This is a genomic window from Agrobacterium sp. a22-2 (assembly GCF_012276985.1).
Taxonomy (GTDB): Bacteria; Pseudomonadota; Alphaproteobacteria; order Rhizobiales; family Rhizobiaceae; genus Allorhizobium.
Genome location: NZ_JAAXMM010000007.1, coordinates 286,701 through 310,776, shown reverse-complemented (window position 1 = coordinate 310,776; position 24,076 = coordinate 286,701). Strand labels below are relative to the sequence as shown.

Sequence of the window (24,076 nt, the reverse complement as noted above, 5' to 3'; positions counted from 1 at the left end):
CTAAAGCGGTCCTTTTGCGTTGCTAAAACAACGAAGCCCATAACAGTTAACGCGGGGTGGAGCAGCCCGGTAGCTCGTCAGGCTCATAACCTGAAGGCCGCAGGTTCAAATCCTGCCCCCGCAACCAACCATTCCTGCGATAACGACAAAGCCCCATCATGGGGCTTTTTGCGTTTCTGTCCCTCAGTCACACCGGCGCGGCCCATGAGGTCTTCCAGAATTGCCTTTTCGTTGAGAAACCCGGGCTTCTTCTTGCCCGATGCGAAGGTGAGGATCGCGGCCAGATCGCCACGCAGCACGATTACCAGTTCCGCACCATCGGGCACGAGATCGATGCGGCTAATGCAGACAGTGATCACAAACTCGTCCGTGTGACGAAGCGTTTTTCAGCAGCCTGCTAAAGCAGTCTACCGGCGAATGACGATCAGGGGCCCGAGGCGTGTCGCTTTGACGCCGAGGGCCATTGTTACGAAGGCAAGCGCGTCATCGGTGTCAGCAACCTTGATCGTGCCGCTGACGCGGCGATTGGCCAATGCCGAGCCGGCAACGATGATGCGGCCGTAGAAATGCCGGTTCATCTCCTCGACCACGTAGGAAAGGGGCGCATTGTCCACGGCGATTTGTCCGCGCTTCCAGGCGAGCGCCACAAGACCATCGACCGGTAAGACGACTGTCTCCTTATTCGCATAGTCAAAAATCGCCTGCTCGCCCTGTGTCACGCGAACGGAGCCGGCATGCTGTCCTTCGAACTCAATCTGGACCGCGTTTTCCGTCACGGTGACTTCCGTGTCGTCATTGCCATAGCGCACGTCGAACGCTGTGCCGAGCGCCGTTACCTTTGCCTCCCCTGCCACGACCGTAAAAGGTCGTTCGAGCGCGTGAGCGACCTGAAAGAAAGCCTGGCCGTGAAGTAGGCGAATGACACGGCGCTCCTCAGTGAAATCCACGGTGATCGCGGATGAGGCATTGAGCTGCACCACGGAGCCGTCCTCCAATGTGCGAACTGGCATCTCGTCTGTCCCCGCGATCATGTCCGCCTGGAGGCGCAGCGGTCCGTCGAGCGCAAAGAAGGCACCGGTGGCAAGCGCGATCATGAGCAGTGTTACAGTAATCGGCTTTGCCATGTTCCGGGGCCGGACGTCGATGTTGGTCAGAGCAGGATCGGATTGGATCGCCCGGCGGGCGTCACCCATCAGACGTTCGGCTGCGCTGTAGGTCCGACAGTTTTCCGGATCCTGCTCGAGCCATTCCTTGAAGCGTGCTCGGTCGGCCGGTGACAGGTTCGGGTTGCCATTGCGCAAAATCCAGTCTGCCGCCTCGCGGTTCCGCTTTTTTTGAGTGTCAATCGCTCCCTTGGCCGGCATAGGCATCTCCAGACGCATCCTTTGACCTCTAGACGTTCGACGTCCTCGGTTTGGGACTCTTAGATCAATTCAAGGCCGGGCACGTAGCGATTTTGCGCCCGGAATGGAGGATCTTTTGTCAATCTAGAGAATTCGGTCAAGGCAATGGGCGAAAGCGCGACGCAGGTGCCGGTCCACCATGTTCCTGGAAATATTGAGCTTGGCGCTGATCTGGTCCGGCGTCAGATGATACAGTCGGTGCAGAATAAAGACGACCCGGCGTCGTTCCGGCAGTTCCGCGATCGCCTCGCGCAGGGTAGCGAGTCGCGCTTCGATTTCGAGCAAGTGGTCCGGTGCGTGCCCGCTGCTCGCCACCGACAGCGCTTCGCGCTCGGAGCCTGAGAAGATTCGGGCTTCCTTCGTCTCCCGGCGTTGGCGGTCGATGCCGAGATTGATGGCGGCGCGGCAGAGAAAAGCCTTGATAGATCGCTTGTTCTGCAGCACGTCGGGTTTGGCGGCGAGTTTCACATAGAGATCGTGCACTACATCACGGGCGGTGGAACTGGGATGGCCCCGTCGACGGACGGCACTGGTGATGTCGGCGTAGTGGGTTTCCATGGCCCGGTTCAGCAGGGCGTTGCTGTCAACACTGTCCCAGACAAGGGGCGCGGAGGAGGAGCTCGACATTGGCACACAGTTCCCAAACCAGCATTCAGGTTCAGGCAGAGGTGGCTGAACCTTTATGACAAAATGGCTATCGGATCCGGAAAACACGTGCAAGTGCAATAGGTTAGAAGAATTCAAAACTAATAAGCAGCTCCTGGATAAATCAAGACTATAAAACTCATCTTTATGTCTGATTTTGTTGCCCGATTCCTGTTGTTCGCTTTGGCCAATAGTCGGGTAACGCACAGGCGATTTATTCAAAAGCACCGGGGGTGTGATATTTCGGTAACAGCTATTGATAGGCTCACAGCGGAATGCAGAGCGGTGTTCCGGCAACCGGATCGCGGATCACCACCGTCTTCACATTGAACACGTCGAAGATCGTCTCGGCGGAGATGACTGTATCGGGCTTTCCGGCCGACGTGATCCTGCCGTCCTTCAATAGGACGATATGCTCGGCAAAGCGCGCCGCCTGATTGATGTCGTGCAGAACTGCGACGATCGTCTTCCCGTGTTTTTCAACGAGCATTGTGATGAGGTTCATAAGTTCTATTTGGTGTTCAAGATCGAGATAGGTCGTCGGTTCATCGAGCAGAAGCGCTTCGCTCTGCTGCGCCAGCGTCATTGCGATCCAGGCACGTTGGCGTTGACCGCCGGACAGGCTGTCGAGCAAGCGGTCGGAAAGATCCGTCGTGCCTGTCAGCATGAGCGCCTCGTCGCACGCTTGCTGGTCGTTGGCAGACCACCGGCTAAACAGCGATTGATGCGGATAGCGGCCCTGCCGCACGAGATCGGCAACCGTCAATCCCTCCGGCGCGACGGGACCTTGTAACAGGACGCCCACCTTTCGCGCGACATCTCGGGTCGAGAGGTCCATCAAGTCGCGGCCATCCAGCAGGATGCTACCGCCAGAAGGCTTCATGAGCGCTGCGAAGGTGCGCAGAATTGTGGACTTGCCGCTACCATTCGGGCCAATTAGCGCCGTGAAGCGTCGTTCCGGGATTGCGAGATCGAGATTCTCGACGATGCGGCGCTGACCATAGTCGATGTTGACGCCTTTGCCTTCAATCTTGCCAGAGCGCTTCTTATCCATGGTCATGGCGGCGTCTCCATAGAAGATAGGCAAAGAAAGGGGCTCCGACGAGCCCAGTGACGATACCGGCCGGAAGCTGCGCCGGCGGCAGGATGAGGCGGCCGATGAGATCCGCGGCAACGACAAGGCAGGCGCCGATAAGAGCGGCGACCGGAAGTATCCGACCATGCGAGGCCCCGACCAAGCGGCGTGCAATATGCGGCGCGATGAGGCCGACGAAGCCGATGAGACCGGAGACGGCGACGGCTGCGCCCGAAAGCAATGTGACAAGCACAATCACTAGGCCCCGCACAAGATCAACCGGCTGCCCGAGGCTCGTTGCAAAGTCGTCACCGAAACGGATGAGATCAAGTTCGCGCGCGGTGAGAAGGGCAAGCGTGACGGGGACAATGAGCCAGAGGGCAAGCAGCCGAACCTTGACCATGTTGGCATCGTAGACACTGCCCGCCAGCCAGACCATCGCCCGTTGCACGTCGCCAATATCGCCGAAGGCGGAGAGGAAGGTCGTGCCGGCCGTGGCGAGCGAGGAAAGTCCGATGCCAATCAGAATGATGCGAAGCGAGGATGTGCCGCCGCGCCAGGCGAGCGCGTAGACCGCGAGTGCCATCGCCGCTGCTCCCAAGAAGCCTGCCGCCTGCAAGAGCGCGACGGGCGGATCCTGGACCAGGACGATGACTGCCATGGCCGCGGCCGCTGCGCCGCTGTTAATGCCGAGAACACCCGGTTCGGCCAGCGGATTGCGCATGATGGCCAGCGTCATCGTGCCGGCGGTCGCGAGCGCCACACCCACGAGGAGCGCGAGAAGGATACGCGGCAGGCGAAGGTCGAAGACAATCATCGCACTCTGCAGATCCGGATCGCCCGTCCCGGTCAGGGCATGATAGAGTTCCTGCCAGGTCAGTGAAACGTCGCCGAAGGCGAGACTTGCGGCGACCAGAAGGGCGAGCAGAAGCGTGAGGGCGATGAAAAGCCGGATCATGTCTCACCCCTCAGCCGTGTTCGGGCAAGATAGAGGAAGAACGGTGCGCCAACGAGCGCGATCGTCACGCCCACCGGAAAGCTCTGGCTTCCAAAGACAAGTCGCCCGAGCATATCGGCGATGACCACCAGCAGTGCACCGCCGAGGGCAGAGAAGGGAACGACCCAACGATAATCGACGCCGATACACATCCGCACGATATGCGGGACTACGAGGCCCACAAAACCGATTGGTCCTGCCAGTGCTACGGCGCCGCCCGCAAGCAGGATGACGATGGCGACCGATGCGCCGCGCCAGACGATCGGGTTCTGCCCGAGCGAGCGTGACGCATCCGCCCCGAGACTGAGCGTCGTGAGATGCCGGCCGAGAAGGAGCGCTGCGACGAGGCCGGTCAGAATACAAGGTGCAACGGTTCTCGCCTGTGCCATGGTTCGCCCCGTCACCGAGCCGGCGGTCCAGAGGCGCACGGCATCAAGCGTGTTCTGGTCGAAGATTAACACGGCGGTGGTGAGCGAGGTTAGGAAGGTTGCGACGATGACACCCGCGAGCACGAGTCCTAGAGGTGAGTGTCCGATCGCGCCGAAGGAGCCCAGTGCATAGACGATGATGGCGGCGATGGCGGCACCGAGAAAGGAGAACCAAACATAGATGTCGCCAACGCCGGCACCAAAGAGGCTCATCACTGTGACGACTGCAAAGGCTGCGCCGGCGTTGATGCCGAGCAGACCGGGCGAGGCAAGCGGGTTGTTCGTGACGGCCTGCATGATGGCGCCGGAGACGGCGAGCGCGCTGCCGGCAAGAAGCGCGGCGATGACGCGGGGCAGTCGGATGGTCATCACGAGCAGATGGTCGCGCGAGCCGTCGAACTGAAAGATCGCCGCTGTGATGTGGGAAAACGGTATGACTACCGTGCCGATTGCGACGGCGCTCATTGCGGCAAGTACGAGAAGACAGAGGAGGGCTGAGAGCACGAGCATACGTGCGCCATCGGCCGTAGTAAGGCGGCCCGCCCTTCGGTCTGTCATTGATCCACCAGGATATAGCGCTCAATGTCGTCAAGGATGCGGTTCGCCGAACTGATGCCGTGGAAGCCCTGCCAGGGGCCTCGATCGACCCGATGGGCGCGTCCGGCCTGGACTGCCGGCAGCAATTGCCACAGCGGGTTTTCGGTCACCTGCTTTTCCAGAGCGTCGTCCGGACCGCTCTCGAAGCCACTGGCGGAAACATAGAGCAGCACGTCGCCGTCGAGATTGGCGAGTTCCTCCCAGTCCGGCCGCTTGACGATCGTGCCATCCGTGACCGTCTCGTAAGCGGTGCGCTTCACGCCCGCCTCATGTAACACCGCAAAGGGGGCGTAAGCGTCCGGTCCGTCAACGAAGACGACGAAGCGATCCGGCGCGAAACGGACGGTCGAGACGGTCAGTTTCCTGTCCTTCATCCGTTCTCGGATCGCCGCGATGCGGGCATCGTATGCCTCAAGCGACGCATTCGCCACGCCTTCGCGGCCGGTCACCTGGGAAAGGCGCTCAAGATATCTCTTCCAGTCCATATGCTTGAACAAGACAGTTGGCGCAATCTTTGTGGCCTGTTCGTAGATTGTCGAATGCGCTTCAGCCGAACCGATGATGAGATCCGGCTTTAGCGCCGCGACGCGCTCAAGGCTTGGTTCCTTGGGATTGCCGAGATCGACCATCTTCTGAGCCTTCACCACGTTGAGGACCTCGTCCTCGGTGATGGCCATATAGGGAGTTGCGACGACAGGTGCCTTGAGCTCGATCAGCATTCCAAGCGTGATCAGCGGGTCGAGCGTGACAATCCGTTTGGGCTCCGCCGGAATACAGAAGGGCGGGTTATAAACCTCGTCGGTGATGGCCTTGCCGTCACAGGTCGCATGCGCAAACGACACCGGAAGAAGGAAAGCGAGAAGAGCGAGACAGAAGCGCAAGACGGGCACCATTTCGTTACCGAGAATGAAAAAAGACTGCGGGGCACCGCCCCGCAGTCATGGCAATCAGAACTTTGTCCGGAGGTTCAAGCCGAAGGAGCGGCGCTTGCCGGCCTGAGCGAAGGGCAGCGAATAATCGGGATCAATAAGCGTGAAGTATTTCTCGTCCGTCAGGTTCTCTGCGAAGGCGGTGACTTCCCAATTGTCCTTCTTGAAGCCCACCTGTGAGTTCAAGATGAAACGGGGGTCGATCTCGTACATGCCGTTCGTGCCGAAGCGCGAATTATAGCCGGTCGTGTATTTGGCATCGGCGCCGACGAAGACACCGTTTTTGAATTCATACCGGCCGCCAAAGCCCAGGCTCCATTCCGGTGCTTCGGGAAAGGACTTGCCATCCTGCGGTTCGCTGAGGGCCGCGTGGTTGAAGTCGATGAACTTGGTGTTCAGGTAGCCGATTGACGCGAAGGCGGTGAACTGATCGGTGACCTCGAAGGTCGGCTCGATCTCGAAACCCCATGCCCGCGACGTTGCGGCATTCGAAATGATGCGGTAGCCCGGGATCGTCGGATCGGGGCGAATTTCGACCTGCTGATCGTCGTATTTCGTATAGAAGAGGTTGGCATTCAGTGTCAGCCGGTCGTCGATCAGTGTTCCCTTGTACGAGAGTTCGACATTCTGGGAGTATTCTGGATCGTAGGTGCCAAGTTCGCCGGTCACGCGGTCGAAATAGGAACCACCAGACCGGAAGCCTTGAGTGTAGGTGAGGCCAACGGTCTGGTTGTCACCGAACTCCTTTGAAAGGCCGACCTTCGGTACGAAGTTCAACTCGCTGAGAGACGACGGCTCACCAGTCAGGACCGCTGAGGGATCAATCACGCCGAAATAGTTCTGCTGGTGATCCTTGTCTTTCAGATAGTCCAGGCGTCCACCGAGTGTCGCGAACCAGGTCGGAGCGAATTCATAGGTCGCCTCACCGAAGACGGCTAGGTTCGACGTTCGGCGGCGTTGCGTATCGCTCTGCTGATAGAAGTCGAACGCGACGATGTCTGTTGCGCCATCCCAGATTTCGTAGCTGCCGTAGACGCCAGTCACCCATTTCCAGCGATCGCCTTCATAGTTCAGGCGGAACTCCTGGGTGAATATGGAGTTGTCGTCCTCGCCGGTGATGCCGTTGATGACGCCTTCGGTGCCATAGTCAATGGAGCGCCGGTTGTTGATACCGTATTGATAGCCGGTCTGCGAGGTGAAGCGCAGTGTGTCAGAAATATCGTGCGTGATCTCAAGTCCGAGATTGTGCGTCTCGGTCCAACGATATTCCGTATAGGTGACCGGAGTATTGTTGAAGTCGCCGCGGCCCGTATACAGGCCGACGAGAGCGTCGTTCGGCCGATCGTTTGAGTAGGAATAAGTGAGAAGCGCACGGGTATCCGGCATTTCCGATGGTGTGATCAGCAGCTTGGCGCGCAGCACGCCGCTGATATCCGTCGTCAGGTCGTCGTAATTGTCGAATATCTTGAAGTCGGAATAGGTGGGCTCGGCGTGCGAACGCTCGAAGGCGCCAGAAATGCGCAGCGCGATCTGGTCCTCGACAATCGGCGTATTGTACATGAAGGCGGTACCCACCAGGTCGTTGCTACCGACCGTGGTGGAAATCTCCCCTTCCTTTTCGAAGGTTGGATCTTTGGACTTGATGTAGATCGCCCCCGTCATGGCTGCACGGCCAGATAGCGTCGACTGCGGTCCGCGATAGACCTCGACCTGTTCCACGTCCCAGAGATTGCGCGCGCCGAAGCGTGCATTGTACCTCGTCTGGAGGATGCCGTCGACATAGACCGAGCCGGCGGGTCCGCCGGAAGCCACTAGCCCTTCGGAGCTCATGCCGCGGATGACGAAACCGGCATTGACCGTTGCGCTATCCAGCACGTTCGCCATGCGGCGATAGGTGTCTTGCGTGGTGCGGATCTGGCTCTCCGCCAGGCTCTCGGCATTCAAAATGGCGACGCTGCTCGTCGTGCCGCCCAAGGTCGCCGAATTGCGTGCGCCGTAGATAACGATAGGTTCAAGTTCCGTCGTGCCTTCCGATGACGCGCCGGAGGTGGAAGGGCCGGCCTGCAGCGTTACCTGTCTGCTGCCCGCAAAGCGCGCGTCAACGCCAGTGCCTGCGAGCACGGAGTTCAGCGCCTGTTCGGGCGTGATCGTGCCGCTCACGCCGCGGGTCGTCTTTCCCGTGGCGACCGACGCATCGAACAGGATTTGGAGGCCGGTCTGGGCGGCGAGGCTGTTGAGCGCCGGCGTCAGGGGGCCGGCCGGGACGGAGATCGATTGCGCTGTCGCCTGTGCCAGCGCCTCCGGCATCATCACCGGCAAGACGGGGGTCAGCATCGCGAGCGCCGTTCCCGTCATCAGAAGGATCCGCCTGAAGCCTGTTCTGGCTCCGCCCCACGCGGAATTAGTTTTAATCATCGAAACCCCCAAAATCGTACGGCGCTCAACGCTCCGCGGCCCACCACTAGGAGCAGCAACACATGCTGCTTGTGTGTTAGACGATTGCTTTTCCGGATTTGGGACTCTGGTTTGGAGAAAAGTTTATCCAAATTGTCGGTCAGGCTAGACCGAGGTGTCGGCGCATGGCCAGACGCAGTTCTTCGTCTCGTTCGGCAGGGTCTTTCAGGACGCAGGTTGGACAGTATTCGCCACCCTCGACCTGATAAAACCGGCAGCAGCCACCGCGTTGGCGGAATGCGTAGGAAAATTCCTGTTGATGACTGTCGAGTACCGTCAGGTCGAAATAGTGGAGCTGGCGATTGGCAAGTGGCGAACCGGGTACTTTGAGAATCCGCATCGCCGACGCCCTGGCGACCTCAACTGTGCCGAACCGGCGGCCGGAATCGAGAAAGCGACCGGCGATCGCATCGGCGGCGAGCCGCCAGAGCGCTGCGCGGGAGAGGCGTGCGCGAAGGTGGATCGCTTCGATGACGGGGCGAAAATGCCGCTCGATTTCAACCCGGAACCGTTCCCCGTCAGCGACGTCGTCCAACTGGCCCTGCCGAAATATTTCTTCGAGGAAACGGACATGGGCGCGGCGTGTCCGTTGCATCTTCCCGTCATGCGGCTCCTCCGTCGTGTAGAAGGAAAGCGCGACGGAGGCTGGCGAAAGGTCGGGAACGAGGCCGAAACCGGTGAAGAGAGGGACGGCAGCAGCGGCCAGAATGTAGCCGTAGTCGGTCATCAGCAGCGCCGCCGCGGTCCTAAGGTCGGTGCCTTCGTTCAGCGATTGCTCGAAGGCGAGAAATTCGCCGAGAGCCACCTCGTCGGAGAAGAAGGCCTCGGCCGTTGTCCATCCCGCGCCGAGCGGGCCGGTGTCCGCGCGGACATCCGGCATGTAGGCGGCCTGCGCTTCGAGCGCGCGCTGGACCAGCGCCTCCTCTGCCCTTGGGGTTTCAATCGCAGCCATCATGGTCTCAAGCCTGACGGCGGGGGCGGCTTTCGCCCGTTGCGAACCAGAGGGCTTCCAACTGTGCCGGAAGCGTGTCCAGGACGGAGCGTTCGAGCATATGCGGCCCCGTGACCTGATGCAGGCTCGTGCCTCCTGTCACGAAATCGGACCAAGCGGCGGCGGCCTGCTTATCCACAAAGGCGTCCGCATCGGAGAGAAAAATATGGGCGGGACAATCGAGTGCGCCACGCGCCGCGTCATGCGTATAGGTCTCGCAGATACGGAAGTCGCTACGCAGCATCGGCTCGAAAATCTCCATCGCCTCCGGATTGTTCAGGATCTCTGCGTCGGTTCCGCCGAGTTCGACAAGCGCCTGGCGAAAGGCGACAGGCTCCATCGTGTGAAACGGGTCACGCTTGTAGACCATGCGGTCCGGCGCGTTGCATCCGAGCGCGAAGAAAACTTCCGGCGGTCGTAAGCCTGCGCCCGAGAAGCGGCGGGCAATTTCATAACCGAGCAGGGCGCCCATCGAATAGCCGAAGATCGCATACCGCCCGCCGATATAGGGCTCAAGCTCCGCGGCAAGCTGATCGGCAAGCGCGTCGATCGATCGTGGCATGGGTTCGGTATAGCGCGTCTCGCGGCCCGGCAGCGCCACCGGATGCACCGTCATCGTGCACGGCGCGATCCGTGTCCAGTTGCGGAAAAAACCAGCCCCGGCGCCCGCCGGTGGCAGGCAGAGAAGCACGGGGCGAGACAGCATTGCATTCATATCTCGATCTCGACATGGCCTGCAGGCGGGGTTTCCTGCGAACCCAGGTTATCGATATAGGCCGCAAGGTCCGCCAGGACAGGGCGCTCGAAAAGCGCGCGCACCGGCACCGGCATGCGAAGCTCTATGCGAAGCCGGCTGACGACCCGCGCGGCAAGCAGCGAATGGCCGCCAAGCTCGAAGAAATTGGCCCGGCCGTCAAGGGGGCCACACTTGAGCACCTCCGTCCAGATGCGAGCGAGCGTTATCTCCGTGGTCGAAGGCGTCGCGGATTTCGGTGTGTTCGGCGGCGCCTGTTCCGGTGCTTTCGAACGTGTCGGATCCTGAAAACCGGTCCTTGAAAGGCCGGGGGCAATCATCTGTGGGGGGAGTTGATCAATAAGTGCGCGCAGGTCTGCTGAGGGCGAGCCAATCATGATGGAGACGATGTCGCCCAGCCTTTCGAGCAGTGCCTCGACGGTCTCCGGCGAGAGTAAATCACCGCTGAAACCCGCCATCAGCGTTAGACCCGCCGAATGCGGTGTCGCCCAGAGCGTTAACGGAAAATGCGTTCGCTCATCGAAATCGATGCCTTCCGTCTTCAAGAACGACGCAGCATCCGGCCGCTTCGGCTGCGTGGCAAAATTCTCGACGACGAGCAGCGTATCAAAGAGCGAGACGCCTCGGCCCTGGATCGCGGCGAGCGGCACATAGTCGTGCTCACTCGTCACGGCATGTGCGCTCTGGAGGGTCGCGAGCCAGTCGCCGAGGGATTGTCCGTCCTCTATTCGGACACGGACAGGCAGCGTGTTGATGAAGAGGCCGATCATCGTCGTCGCACCCTCGAGCGTCGCCGGCCGCCCGGCCGTCGTTGTGCCGAAGATAAGGTCGCGGCTGTGGGTCTGCCGCGCGATCAGCAAGGCGAGTGCGCCTTGTAATAGCGTGTTGAGCGTGAGGCCGGAGGTGGCGCAGTAGGCTAGCATGGCTTGATAGAGGGGCTGGGGAAATTCCCAGCGCTGCCGTTCGAAATTTCTGGTCAGCTGCTTTGCGAGCAGCCGCGTCGCGCCCGCAAATCCCTCCAGTCGATCATGCCAGAAACGAAGCGAGGCAGCCTGCTCTCGCTTCTTGAGCCAGCCGATATAGTCGCCGTAGGGACGGGCTGGCGGAAGGGCAGCGCCGGCGTCGCCTATGGCGCGCCGATAGAGCGCAAGCACCTCGTCGAGCAGTTGGCGGATCGACCAGCCGTCTAGGATGATATGGTGGTAGCAGGCAACCATGATCGAACGGTCCTCTCCCGCCCGGATCCATTGGACGCGGATGAGAGGCGGCCGGCGAAGATTGAAGGGCTCCGCCCTGTTGGCGGAAAAGAGCGCCGACAGACGATCCCGCTCGGTCGCGGGATCGGCACCGGTCCAGTCGAGTGCGGTGAAAGCCACCGCAACGCTGCGGAATACGATCTGGAACGGCTCGTCCCGCTCTTCCCAGAAGAACCCCGAGCGCAGGATCGGATGACGGTCGATTGCACCTTGCCATGCCGCCTTCAGAACGTCCGCATCGACGCGGCCGGTGATGCGCAGCGCCGTTTGCGGCATGTAGAGGCCGTCCCCGGGGGAGGAAACCGAATGAAAAAGGATGCCCTCCTGCATCTGGGCGAGCGGATAGATGTCGGCGATGTCGTTGCGCCCGATGCGCTGGCTCGCATTCTGCATGGTGTCCTCAGAGATTGCGCAGGATGGCTTCGAGATCATCCTGGTCAAGTGTCATGTGCTTGAAGTCCGCTGGCGTATAGCCGGCTTCGGTTGATGTCAGGCAGAAGTCGACAAGGCTTTCGAGATGGTTCTGCAGTCCCGTCGCGAGCGTTTCCATCGTTTGCCGATCGTGGATCTGTCTGGAATAGGCGAGGCGGATGCGCAAATGCCCGCCGCTGACGATTGCGTTGATATCAAGGAGCACCCCGCGTGGATTGCGCGCGCCGCGCGGGTCGCCCGACGGCTCGGCTGCGCGTGACAGCAACGCATCGTCGGAAAAGAGCGTGTCCGTCTGGCCGAGATAGTTGAACCGGATCTCGGCGATATCCTCCAACTGTGGCAATGCCACGCCCTTCAGATATTTCAGGACGCCATAGCCGATACCGTCGTTCGGAATACGCCGGAGGCTCTCCTTGACCGCAAGCAATGTCGTTCGCGTGTCACGCTCGGTAATGTCGAAGAGAACGGGATAGAGGCCTGTAAACCAGCCGACCGTGCGCGTCAGATCAACGCCGTCAAAGAGGTTCGGGCGGCCGTGGCTTTCAAGGATCAGCCGGAGCCGGTCGTGACCGGTCCAATCGCGGATCGTGTTATAGAGCGCCGCAAGCATGATCTCTTCGGCTTTGACCGGGTAAGCGGACGGTACGTCTCGAATGAGGCGCTCCGTGAGGTCCGAACCGATCGCAAGATCGACAATCGCAGTATCGACCACACGATTGCTGCCCGAACGGTCGGTGGGTATCGGTACGGTCTCGGCCGCGGCGATCGTGTGCCAGCCATCCTTTTCGCCGTCAAAGACGTTGCTGCTTTCCAGCGTCCGCACCCAGGCGTCGATCCCGGTCGTGCGGGATGGTAAGGTCATCTCCGTTCCGGCTTCGGCCGCCGCCAGGCATGCCTGTAGGTCGTCGAGCAGGATGCGCCAGGACACGCCGTCGATGACGAGATGATGTGCGGCGATCGCCAGCCACTGCTCGTGCCCGTCGATGGTGACAAGCGTGGCGCCCCAGACGGGTCCGGCCGTAAGGTCGAAGCCCCGTTGCAGCGCATTCGCCTCGGCCGCCAGTACGGCATCCGCGTTGGTCGCCGCACATGAGACGAGACGGAGAGGAGGTGCTGCTTCCACCTCTGTGACCATCTGGCTCCAGTGCCCGCCATGCTGCCGGAATCGGCTACGAAGCGCATCGTGAGTTTGATGGAGGAGGTCCATTGCGTGCTGAAGAGCCGTCTCGTTGATGAGGCGAGCGGGTTTGAGCACCATCGCCTGGTTCCAGTGGGCAATCTCCGGGTAATCCTGCTCGAAGAACCACTGTTGGGCGGGGCCGAGCGGGATATCGCCCGTGACTGGACCGGTCGCGGGCGCACCCGCCGCTACCTCCGACACGGACGCGGCAAGCGCGGCAAGCGTCGAATACTGGAAAAGATCACGCGGGGTGATCGCGATGCCGGCGCGCCGCACCGCGGCTACGACCTGGATCGCCAGGATCGAATCGCCGCCGAGCGCGAAGAAATTGTCGTTGCGCCCGATCGTCTCCCGGCCGAGCAGTCTCGACCAGATCACTGCGATCCTCGCTTCAAAGCCATCGTGCGGCGTTTCGTCTTCCGCAACCATCGTGGCTTCGCCGGAGGGATCGGGCAGGGCCTTGCGATCGAGCTTGCCGTTCGGCAGGCGCGGGAGCTTGTCGAGCATCGCAAAGAGCGCCGGTACGAGATGGCGCGGCAGCTCTGTGGCGAGATAGCCCGAGAGCTCCGCCTTGCCGATCGGTGCCGCCGTCTCGACCCAGGCGGCGAGGCGGGCATAGCCGGTCTCGTCGCGCCAGGCATCGACGGCCGCGCCTGTCACGCTGGGATAGCGCATCAGCACGGCCTCGACCTCGCCGGGCTCGATCCGGAAGCCGCTGATCTTCATCTGGCGGTCGGCGCGGCCGAGATAGTCGAGATTGCCGTCCGTCAGTCGACGGACGCGATCGCCGGTCTTGTAGAGCACCGGAGCGCGGCCGGTCGTGTCGAACGGGTTCGGCAGGAAGCGCTCGGCCGTCAGGTCCGGGCGATTGTGATAGCCGCGCGCGATGCCTTCGCCAGCAAGATAAAGCTCGCCCGGCATGCCGATCGGTACTTCGTTAAGCGCGGCGTCGAGGACATGGGCGGTCGTGTTGGTGATGGGTTTGCCGATATGGATTGGCATTCCGGGGCTTTCGATCCGGCATCCCGTCGAATAGGTCGTGTCCTCGGAGGGGCCATAGAGATTGTATAGCGCCTCGACCTGTCCACTTTCCAGAATCGCGCGTGCAAGGCTTGGTGGCAGCGGTTCGCCCGCAAGGCAGACCGTCTTTGCCTTTGCCGGCAACGGGCCGAAACGCAGGAGCTCTGTCATCGGCGTGGGCACGGTGTTGATGAAGGTGATTTCGTCCGCGAACGGTGCGTCGGGCAGTTCGAAGAGATCATCAACGATGAAGATCCGTCCGCCGGCCGCGAGCGTCACGAAGATTTCGAAGATCGAGAGGTCGAAGCAGACGGATGTTGACGCCAGCATTCCGGCAAAGCTTTCCGCCGGGAACATGTCGAGTGCCCAGTGGGTGAAGGCGACGGCGTTGCGATGTTCGATCGCGACGCCCTTGGGCAGGCCCGTCGAGCCGGACGTGTAGATGAGATAGGCGAGATCGCTTCTTTCGGTAACAAGGGGGACAGGGGCGCCCGATATGGCCTCCGTCCCGTTCCAGATTGCGGCCGGATCGAGCGTTCTGATGTCGGCGAAATCCTCGCGCTCCTCCCGGGTCAGGAGGAGGGAAAGGCTCGCGTCCCTTGCGACGAAGGCGATGCGCTCTTGCGGATACTTGGGATCCAGCGGCACGTAGGCCGCGCCCGCCTTCAAGACGGCCAGCATGGAAGCGACGAGTTCGACGTTGCGCTCTAGGCAGATGCCGACGGCGCTGCCGCGTCCGATGCCGCGGGAGACGAGATGCCGGGCGAGTATATCAGCTTGCCGATCGAGTTCCGCATAGGTGAGGCTCCTGTCTCGATCGGTGATGGCGATGGCGTCCGGTGTGCGGGCGGCCGAACGCGCGAAAAAGCCATGCAGGCTTTTGGCTGTGGCATCATAGGTCTTCGCCGTCGTGTTCCAGGTCGTGATCTTCTGGCGCTGCCGCTCGGGCAGGAAGGCGATCTCGGCCTGCGATTGCTCGGGCGCCGATAGAAGAGCCTCGAGGAGGGTTACGAAGGCCTCGGCCATATGAGCGATCGTCTGTTCGCGGAAGAGATCACAGCGATAGATGAAGGTGCAGGCAAAGCGATCGCCGCGATGGCGGATGTCGAGTGTCAGATCGACCTTCGACGTTTCCTGCGCGAGCACCACGGGTGTGCTGGTCAGGCCGTTGGGGCACACGCTGCGCTGCTCGTCTGCCTGCCAGGTGAACATCGCCTGGAATACTGGGTTATGGCTCCAGTTCCGCTCGACCGAGAGTGCATCGACCACGCATTCGAACGGCGCGTCCTGGTGGCGGAAGGCATCGAGGACCTGCGCGCGCACGGCTTCGACCTGCTGTGAAAAGCTCGTCGAAGCGTCGTGCGTGAGTTTCAGCGCCAGCGTGTTTACGAAGAGCCCGATAACATCCTCCAGCGCCCGGTTTGGCCGCTCGGATACCGGTGTTCCAACGACGACGTCCGAAGCGCCGGAATAGCGCGACAGCAGAGTCGAAAAGGCGGAGAGAACGACCATGAAGGGCGTCGCGTTTCGCCCATGGGCAAATCCGACGAGGCGGGCCGTCAGCTTCGTATCGAGATCGAAGCGGATGCTTCCGCCCTTGAACTCCTGACGCGCGCCGCGCGGAAAATCAGTCGTTAGCTCAAGTAGCGGTGGGGCATTCTCCAGCAACAGGCGCCAATAGTCGATCTGCCCGTCAAGCGGCTGCCGCCGCTGCCAGGCGGCGAAATCGCCATAGGTCAGAGTGAGCGGCGGAATGTCCGCCGCTTTGCCCTGTCGGCCCGCATCGTAGAACCGCGTCAGATCCCGCAGGATCAGCTGGAGTGATTGCGCATCCGAGACGATGTGGTGGATCACGACGAGGACGACGTGCTCTTCGGCGGAGAGACGGAAAATCCGGGCCCGGAACAGCGGCCCCGTTGCCAGGTCGAACGGCTGCGCGCATGCGGCTGCTAGCCCCTCCGGCAAGGCAGCCTCATCCAGATTGACGATTGCGATATCCAGAAGGGCGGTCGCGTCGATTTCGACGGCCGGCTGGCCGTTCCGACTGACGATCCGCGTGCGCAAGACCGCATGGCGTCCTGTGAGGGCTGCAAAGGCCTGTTTCAGCGCATCAAGATCCAGCGGGCCGTGAAAACGAACAGCGGCGGGAACATTGTAGGCCGTGCTTTCCGGCTCCAGCTCGGCAAGTGTCCAGAGCCGCTGCTGGGCGAACGAGAGCGGGATCAACGCGCCATCCGGCAGAGCGGCGATTTCGTCAGCCCGTGGCGTCGCCCGTGTCTCGTCGCGCTCCAGCGCTGCGGCGAAATCCTTGAGGCGCGGGAATTCGAAAAGCTTCCGCAACACAGCCTTTGTCGGAAGCGACGATGAGAGGCGGGCTATCATACGCATGGCGAGGAGCGAGTGGCCCCCGAGCCGAAAGAAATTGTCGTCCCGGCCGATCGTCTCGACGGCAAGCACATCGACCCAGGCATCCGCGACTCGCTGTTCGGTCGCTGTTTCAGGTGGGATGGAACCGGTGACGGCCGTCGCCGCGAGCGCGGGCAGGGCAGCGCGATCGATCTTGCCATTCGGCTGCTGCGGCAGGCGCGGCAGGAAGCACCAGAGCGTCGGTACCATATGGGCTGGGAGGGTTTCGGAAAGCGCGCGGCGCAGGTCGGTCTCATCGAGTCTCATGCCCTCTTTCGGCTCGATGAAGGCCACGAGCTGCCGGTCGGCGCTTTCCGTCACTGCGACGATGGCCTTTTCGACGCCGGCGTGCCGTTCGAGATTGTGCTCGATCTCGCCGGCCTCGATGCGCAGGCCTCGCACCTTTACCTGATGGTCGAGCCGCCCGCAGAATTCGAGATTGCCGTCTGTCCGACGACGGATGCGATCGCCGGTCCGGTAGAGACGCGAGCCGGGTTCAGCCGAGAACGGATCGGCAACGAAGCGCTCGGCGGTCTGGTCCGGCCGGTCGTAATAGCCGCGCGCGAGGCCTGTACCTCCAAGATAGAGCTCGCCGGAAAGACCCGGAGGGCGAAGGCGACCGACGCGGTCAAGAATATAGGCTTGAGTGTTTGGCAGGGGTCTGCCGATCGGCACGACCCCGCCCTGATAATGGTCGCCCTGCAGCGGCACCTCCGTCGAAAAACAGGTATCCTCGGATGGGCCGTAGAGGTTGAGGATGCGCAAGTTCGGATAGTCGCGTTTGAGGCGTGCAACCAGCGCGGCTGGCAGTGGTTCTCCGCAGAAGGTCGCTGTGCGGACACTCTTTGGCAGCGGGTGTTCTTGCAGCAGTTCCTGCAGAAGGCTCGGGACCGTGTTGATGAAGGTGACGTCCGTCTTGCCGGCAAGTTGTGGTAGCGCCAGGAAATGATCGGCAACGACGAGTGTGCCGCCGATGACGAGGGGCGCGTAGAGTTCGAAGATCGAGAGGTCGAAGCTGATCGAAGTCGGCACCAACATGCGCGCCACCTCTTCGCGCGTGAATCGCTCACGCGCCCAGTACATGAAGGCGACGACGGAGCGATGCTCGATTGCGACACCCTTGGGCCGGCCCGTCGAGCCGGACGTATAGATTATGTAGGCAAGATCGTTCGGCGAAACGGCGGGGCGTGCCTCCAGCCTGAGGTCCGGCAGAGTGTTGATATCGACGAGCACCTGGTCTTGCGTGGCGAAGGCCGGGTGATGGTCGACGAGAAGTATGGTAATTCCGCTGTCCTGGGCAATGAAGGCAAGACGGTTTGCCGGATAGTCGGCATCGAGCGGCACATAGGCCGCACCCGTGCGCATGATGCCCAGGATACCAGCGATCATCCGGGGCGAACGGCGCATGCAGATGCCGACCCGGTCACCGGTTCTGACGCCGGCGGCGACCAGACTTGCGGCAACGCGCGAGGACTGGGCCTCGAATTCACGATAGGACCATGTCAGATCTCCATCGGTCACGGCGTCCGCGTCCGGTGTTTCCTCCACCTGTTTCACGATGAGATCATGGAGGCATTCCTGCGTCGGATAATCCCGCACCGGGCCGGTGCCGGCCGCGATGATCGCGGCTTCTTCCTCCGGCGCGAGCAGCGAAAGGGTCGAGAGGCGGCGCGACGGTTCGTGCACGATCAAGTCGAGCAAGCCCTCGAAGCGGACGAGCATCGTGGCGATGGTAGACTCGTCGAATATCTGGCGCGAATATTCGATCTTGCCTTTGATATCCGGATGGTCGTCTTCGAGGTTGAAGCGCAGGTCGTATTTCGTCGCCACTTCACGTAACGGATAGAGTTCGACTGTCAGGCCATGCAGGCCGGGCGGTGGGGCGACGCTGTGCTGGATGTCGAATTTCACGTTGAAGAGCGGGTTAAGGTCGGAGAGCGAGCGCTCCGGATTGATGGCTTCGACAAGGCGCTCGAACGGGACGTCCTGATGGGCAATGCCGCGGCGGACGGCGGTGGCGACCGTGTGGAGGAGGTCCGTGAAGGTCGGATCGCCGGAGAGGTCGTTGCGGAAGACAAGCGTGTTGACGAGTGGACCCATCATGGTCTGCGTCTCGGGCCTGTCGCGGTTCGCGACCTCGCTGCCGATGACAATATCGTCGCTGTCGCTGTAGAGATGCAAGAGCACGTTGAAGGCGGCAAGCAGCAAGGTGAAGAGACTGACATTCTGCTCGACGGCGAGCGCGCGCAGCTTGAGCGAGAGCGCCCGATCGATGCGGACGGGCAGGTGGGCGCCGTTGAAGCTCGCCGTCAGGCTGTGTGGCCGGTCGAAGGGAAGTTCGAGGACGGGCAGATCGCCGGCGAGGCTTTCCGTCCAGTAGGCGAGCTGTTCGGCAAGCGCTGGACCGTCCAGCAGGCTGCGCTGCCAGAGCGTCCAGTCGGCAAACTGTACCGGAAGGGGCGCGAGCGCCGCCGGCGTTCCCGTCGCTTCAGCGTGATAAAGCGTCGAGAGATCCCGCACGAAGACGCCCATCGACCAGCGGTCGCTGATGATGTGATGCATGCCCAGCGCCAGCACATGCTCCCGGTCGTCGATCGCAACCAGCGTCGCGCGCGTTGGCGGACGGGTGAGGTCGTAGGGCGTCTCGACCATCGCTTCGACATGACGGCGGGCGGCCTCCTCCGGGTCCAGATCCTGCCGGCAGTCGTGGTAGTCGATGTCGATCGAGCCCGGCGCTTCGACGACTTGGCGCGGCTGGCCGTCCGGGCCGACCGGAAACCGCGTGCGGAGCGGTTCGTGCCGCGCGACGAGGGCTGCATAGGCGCAAGACAGCGCGGCACGGTCGAGCGGGCCTTTCAGCCGCAGCGCGAGGTTCATGTTGTAGGCGACAGTCTCTGGTTCGAGCTGCTGCATGAACCAGAGGCGCTGCTGCGCTGACGAGAGAGGGACCGAGGTCTCGCGGTCTGCGCGCGGCTGGATGCCCTGTTGTGTCGGGACGGCGATGCCCTGTGCTTTCAACTTCTGTTCGAGCAGTTGCCGGCGTTCTGGCGACAGTGCCGCGATTTTCGTGAAGAGTTCGTTCATCGTGCATTTCCTCCGGCGAGAAGCCGGCTTACGTCGGCGTCGGACAGGTTGCCGACCTCGTCGAGAAGGTCGGCAATGGCGGCCAGATCTGTGGGCTCGGCCATGCGCTGCGAAATGGTCCTGGCGATAGCCGCTGCGGTCGGATTGTCGAAAAGCAGCTCGCGCATGGCGACATCGACGGGGAAGGCTTCGCGAAGTTTCGCGACGGCGCGGATTGCGAGCAGGGAATGACCGCCGAGCTCATAAAACCCGTCATCGGCGCCGATGGGCGACAGGCCGAGGATCTCTTCAAAAATCCCGACGATCTTTGCCTCGACGTCATTGCCCGGCGCACGGTAGGTGACGCCGAGGTCGCGCCGGCCGCGTCCGCCATCCTGGGTGGCTGGCTCTTGCGCGGCGGTGTCGGAGACGACCGGCGGAATGGTTCCGCCCGAAAGCATGGTCTGCCCGGCCGCGCCGTTCTCGATAAGGCGCCGGGTGAAATCCCAGGCGGCCTCCGTCGATATCGCGAAGGCGTTCGCTCGCCCTGTCGCCGGCGCGGTCGTGCCGGATTTTGCCTCGATCAGCGGGTAGCCGATCGCCAACCATGGGGTGGTTGCGGTCTTGTTTTCTTCGGCCACGATCCGGTCGATCGCGTTGTGTGTTGCGGCATAGGCGGCAAGGCCTAGGCCACCGACGAGGATCGAGAGCGAAGACTGAACACAGCAGAAGCCGATCTTGCGGCTCGCGGCGGCGTCGCGGAGCGCGCGGACCGGGCGAAGCTTGCCTGAAAGATTGTATGCCCAGTGCGCATCCGTCAGTTCGCCGATCAGCGCGGCAGACCGGTGGTTCGACTGCGGCAGGCTGAGGAAGATGCCGTCGATCCGGCCGAGTCCGGCGGAGACGTCGTCAAGTGCGCTCGCCAATGCCGCCACGTCGCCACAGTCGAGCCGACGCTCGAACCGTGCGGAGTGCTCGAAAGCCGGTGCCGTGGAATCGTGAAGCAGCGCGACCGTCGCGCCGAGGCTGGACAGGGCATCGACCCAGGTTCGGCCGACACCATCCGCGACATTGCCGACGACGACATAGGTGCCGTTGGTTTTAAAGGCCGGGCCGCCTTCCGGGGCCTCGACCCGTTCCGTTTCTGGAAGCCAGCGATGCGCACCGCGGAACGCGACGATATCGTCCTTGCTCGAAAGGGCTTCGCGAATGCGCCTTGCGATATCGATGGACCTGGCCGCGTCGATATCAATATGACGGCACCGGAGCGAGGGATGTTCTTGGCTGATCACCTGCAGACCACCGGCAACCAGGGCCTGCGCGACATCGAGGTCTTCCAGGCCCGTAACATCGGCTACCGAGCGCGTCAGAAGCGTGAGGGTGACCGCGCGGTCGTTCTTCGCCAGTTCCCGGACGAGTGCCAAAAGAGCGTGCGCATGGGCTTCCAGCGACTCACTTGGGGCTGTCGCCAGTGGCCAGCCGAAGACGATATGGTCGGGGCTTGCTCCGCGCTCGTCGAGGGCATTGAGAAGACTGGTGTAGTCGTCGCTCCTACCGGGGCGGAGGCTGAAGCAGCGGAAGTCCGGTTCGCCGAAACTGGCACCGACGATGGCGCGATAAGGCTCCGCTCCACTCCGCTCAAGCTCGGTAGCAAGGGTCGTGCCGAGCTGACCATCGTCGAAAATGAGGATACGGCCTTTTAATGGGCCGGTGCCGCCGCCCGATAGGGCGCGACGCCAGACAGTGCGGTAGAGGCCGGGACCTTCACCGCTCTCCGCCGCGCCCGTGGCAGGTGCTCGCCCGCCGTCGGCGTCTATCCAGTAGCGCTCGCTTTGAAATGGATAGGTGGGAAGCGGGACGCGGCGTCGGCCGGGCGTCTCTACCGAATCCAGCGCGCCGTTCAGTTGCCAGAACCGACCGATTGCGCAAAGGGCTCGCTCCGCCTCGTCCATACCGTCCTCAAGCGTTGCGACGATTCGCGCTGTATCAACGCCGGCCGCGGCGGTCAGTGTGCCGAGCGCACGGCCCGGGCCGACTTCCATGAAAACCGGCGCGCGGAGTGACTGCAGTGTATGCGTACCCTCCTGGAAGCGGACGGGGTGCAAGAGGTGACGCACCCAATAGTCCGGGTCGGTGGCATCCTCGGCCGTCAGCCACGTCCCCGTCACATTGGAGATCAGCGCCACTTGCGGCGCTGACAGGCCGACGCCGGCAACGACGTTGCGGAACTGCGCCGCCGCATCGGCCATCATCGGCGAATGGAAGGCGTGCGAGGTCTTGAGCAGGTGGCCTGCAATACCCTTCTCCTTTAGACGGATCCGGAGATTAGCGACGGCCTCAACTGGACCGGAGAGGACGCTGAAGCCGGGCGCATTGGCGGCCGCGAGCGTGATGTCGCCGCCGAGCCAGGGCTCGATCGGCTGGTCTACATGCATTACCGCGAGCATGGCGCCCGGGGCGGCGGCCTGCATCAACCGGCCGCGCGCGACCACGAGCTGGAGCGCCGTGTTCAGATCGAAGACGCCCGCGAGGCAGGCGGCAACATATTCCCCGATGCTGTGACCATGCAAAGCCTTTGGGACCACGCCATTGGTCATCAGCGCCTGGGCAAGCGCATACTCGATGGCAAAGAGGGCGGGCTGGGCCAGGTCGGTGCGATGAAGATCATCGGCGCCGGAGAAAAGCCAAGCATTAAAGTCCATGCCCATCAGGCGCTCGAGTTCGGCTGCGCAGGCATCGAACGGTGCGCGGAATTCCGGAAGATCTGCGTAAAGTGCCTTGCCCATCGCCGGGTAGGGGCTGCCCTGGCCGGGAAACAGGAAGACGGCCTCCGCCGGTTGGCCGCCGGCCGTGCTGCTATGGGAAGCGGTTCGCAAGCGTGCAGCCGCCATTTTTGCATCTCGCGCGACGACGAAGCGACGCTTGGCAAAATCGCGGCGACCACGGCGGAGCGTGTGCGCAACGTCAGCCAAGGCCGGTACGTCTTCACCATCAAGATGCGCGGCGAGGGCCTCAGCACTGGCGTCAAGCTGCGCATCGGTGTGCGCCGAGAGGAGGATCAGTTCCAGGCCCTCACCTGTCTTTGCGATCGGACGGGGCGGCGCCTCCTCCAGCACGACATGAACATTTGTCCCGCCGATCCCGAAGGAACTTACGCCTGCGCGGCGCGCACCGATCTGATTGTCCCAGTCGCGGAGCGTCTGGTTGACAAAGAAGGGGCTCACCTTGAAATCGATCTGCGGGTTGGGGTTTTCATAATGCAGGCTCGCCGGGATGCGCCGGTGTTTCAGCGCCAGCACGGCTTTAATGAAACCGGCTATGCCAGCGGCGGTGTCGAGATGGCCGATATTGGTCTTGACGGAGCCGAGCGCGCAAAAGCCCCGGCGTTGCGTGTCGCGACGGAAAGCCTTGGTCAGGGCCGCGACCTCGATGGGATCGCCGAGCTTGGTGCCGGTGCCGTGCGCCTCGATATAGCCGATCGTTTCGGCGCGCACGCCTGCCATGGTCTGGGCATCGGCGATCACCGCTGCCTGGCTGTCGACCTGCGGCGCAGTAAAACTCGCCTTCAACGCGCCGTCATTGTTGATCGCAGAGCCCAGGATGACAGCGTTGATCGTGTCGCCATCGGCAAGTGCATCCTCCAGCCGCTTCAGGACGACGATGCCGATACCGCTGCCGGGCACTGTGCCGCCCGAGGCCGCATCGAAGGCCCGGCAATGGCCATCAGGCGACAGGATGCCGCCCTCGCGAGCGCGGTAGCCGGAGGATTGCGAGAGTGCGATGCCGCCAGCGAGCGCCATGTCGCAATCGCCGGACAGCAGGCTCTGGACGGCCATATGAACCGCCACGAGCGAGGAGGAGCATGCCGTTTGCACAGTGATCGCCGGGCCGCGCAGGTTCAGCTTGAAGGCCGTACGGGTCGCCAGGAAATCCTTGTCGTTGCCGACGAAGATCTCATAGGGTGTAACGGTCTCGCGGATGCGGCCATTGTCATGCAGGTTGAGCAGATAGGTGTTGATGCCTGCCGAAGCGAAGACGCCAATCGGCCGAGTGTAGCGATCACCGACATAGCCGGCGGATTCCAATGCGTGCCAGGCGCATTCGAGGAAGACGCGTTGCTGCGGATCGAGAATTTCGGCCTCTGCCGGGCTGTAGCCAAAAAATGCCGCATCGAAACGATCCGTACCAGCTAACGGCGCGCTGGCCGCGACAAAATCGGGAAGCGCTGCCGTTTCGGCCGAAACGCCCCGTTCCTTGAGCGCCTCCGGCGAGAGGCGCTCGATCGATTCCACGCCATCAACCAGGTTCTGCCAGAAGCGCTCGACATCCGACGCACCGGGAAAGCGGCCGGCCATGCCGATGACGGCGATATGATGCGCGTTGTCACCGGAAAGAGAGGCTGCGGACAGGTCGTTCATGGCAAAATTCCTCGGCTGTTCTTGAGGC

General features: G+C 62.2%; 13 protein-coding genes and 1 tRNA gene. 2 read left to right on the top strand and 12 right to left on the bottom strand.

Annotation, left to right across the window (positions count from 1 at the left end; genetic code table 11):
* Positions 1-50 precede the first annotated feature (50 nt).
* Together HFC70_RS13515 and HFC70_RS13510 are read left to right on the top strand one after the other, a co-directional pair.
* Positions 51-127 (top strand) — tRNA-Met (locus HFC70_RS13515).
* Between the two features lie 31 nt (positions 128-158).
* Entirely contained in the window at positions 159-401 is a 243-nt protein-coding gene (locus HFC70_RS13510) for a hypothetical protein (RefSeq protein ID WP_168473769.1), read from the top strand.
* Between the two features lie 6 nt (positions 402-407).
* Here the strand turns inward: HFC70_RS13510 and HFC70_RS13505 are convergent, their stop codons facing one another.
* The 12 genes from HFC70_RS13505 to HFC70_RS13450 form a co-directional block, all read right to left on the bottom strand.
* A complete protein-coding gene (locus HFC70_RS13505) occupies positions 408-1,364 on the bottom strand; it encodes a FecR family protein (RefSeq protein ID WP_168473768.1) in 957 nt (318 codons plus the stop codon).
* 123 nt (positions 1,365-1,487) lie between these two features.
* Positions 1,488-2,030, bottom strand: a complete 543-nt coding sequence (locus HFC70_RS13500; RefSeq protein WP_168473767.1) for an RNA polymerase sigma factor — start codon at positions 2,028-2,030, stop codon at positions 1,488-1,490.
* A 283-nt stretch (positions 2,031-2,313) separates the two neighbouring features.
* Positions 2,314-3,108, bottom strand: a complete 795-nt coding sequence (locus HFC70_RS13495; RefSeq protein ID WP_168473766.1) for an ABC transporter ATP-binding protein — start codon at positions 3,106-3,108, stop codon at positions 2,314-2,316.
* On the bottom strand, positions 3,095-4,081 hold the full coding sequence (locus HFC70_RS13490; RefSeq protein WP_168473765.1) for an iron ABC transporter permease: 987 nt from the start codon (positions 4,079-4,081) through the stop codon (positions 3,095-3,097). The genes HFC70_RS13495 and HFC70_RS13490 overlap by 14 nt, the downstream gene beginning before the upstream one ends.
* The gene (locus HFC70_RS13485; RefSeq protein ID WP_246735766.1) at positions 4,078-5,058 is read right to left on the bottom strand and encodes an iron ABC transporter permease; all 981 of its coding nucleotides are present in this window, start codon (positions 5,056-5,058) and stop codon (positions 4,078-4,080) included. The genes HFC70_RS13490 and HFC70_RS13485 overlap by 4 nt, the downstream gene beginning before the upstream one ends.
* Before the next feature lie 44 nt (positions 5,059-5,102).
* Complete coding sequence (locus HFC70_RS13480; RefSeq protein ID WP_368669646.1) at positions 5,103-6,035, bottom strand: iron-siderophore ABC transporter substrate-binding protein; 933 nt, start codon at positions 6,033-6,035, stop codon at positions 5,103-5,105.
* Positions 6,036-6,092: 57 nt separating this feature from the next.
* On the bottom strand, positions 6,093-8,429 hold the full coding sequence (locus HFC70_RS13475; protein WP_168473762.1) for a TonB-dependent receptor: 2,337 nt from the start codon (positions 8,427-8,429) through the stop codon (positions 6,093-6,095).
* A 199-nt stretch (positions 8,430-8,628) separates the two neighbouring features.
* Positions 8,629-9,483: a (2Fe-2S)-binding protein gene (locus HFC70_RS13470; protein WP_168473761.1), complete on the bottom strand. Its 855-nt coding sequence runs from the start codon at positions 9,481-9,483 to the stop codon at positions 8,629-8,631.
* Positions 9,484-9,487: 4 nt separating this feature from the next.
* Entirely contained in the window at positions 9,488-10,234 is a 747-nt protein-coding gene (locus HFC70_RS13465; RefSeq protein WP_168473760.1) for a thioesterase II family protein, read from the bottom strand.
* Positions 10,231-11,922, bottom strand: a complete 1,692-nt coding sequence (locus HFC70_RS13460; RefSeq protein ID WP_168473759.1) for a condensation domain-containing protein — start codon at positions 11,920-11,922, stop codon at positions 10,231-10,233. The genes HFC70_RS13465 and HFC70_RS13460 overlap by 4 nt, the downstream gene beginning before the upstream one ends.
* 7 nt (positions 11,923-11,929) lie before the next feature.
* Positions 11,930-19,651 (bottom strand): non-ribosomal peptide synthetase, encoded by a 7,722-nt coding sequence (locus HFC70_RS13455; protein ID WP_168473758.1) that lies wholly within the window; start codon positions 19,649-19,651, stop codon positions 11,930-11,932.
* The gene (locus tag HFC70_RS13450; protein ID WP_168473757.1) at positions 19,648-24,048 is read right to left on the bottom strand and encodes a type I polyketide synthase; all 4,401 of its coding nucleotides are present in this window, start codon (positions 24,046-24,048) and stop codon (positions 19,648-19,650) included. The genes HFC70_RS13455 and HFC70_RS13450 overlap by 4 nt, the downstream gene beginning before the upstream one ends.
* Between the last annotated feature and the right edge of the window lie 28 nt (positions 24,049-24,076).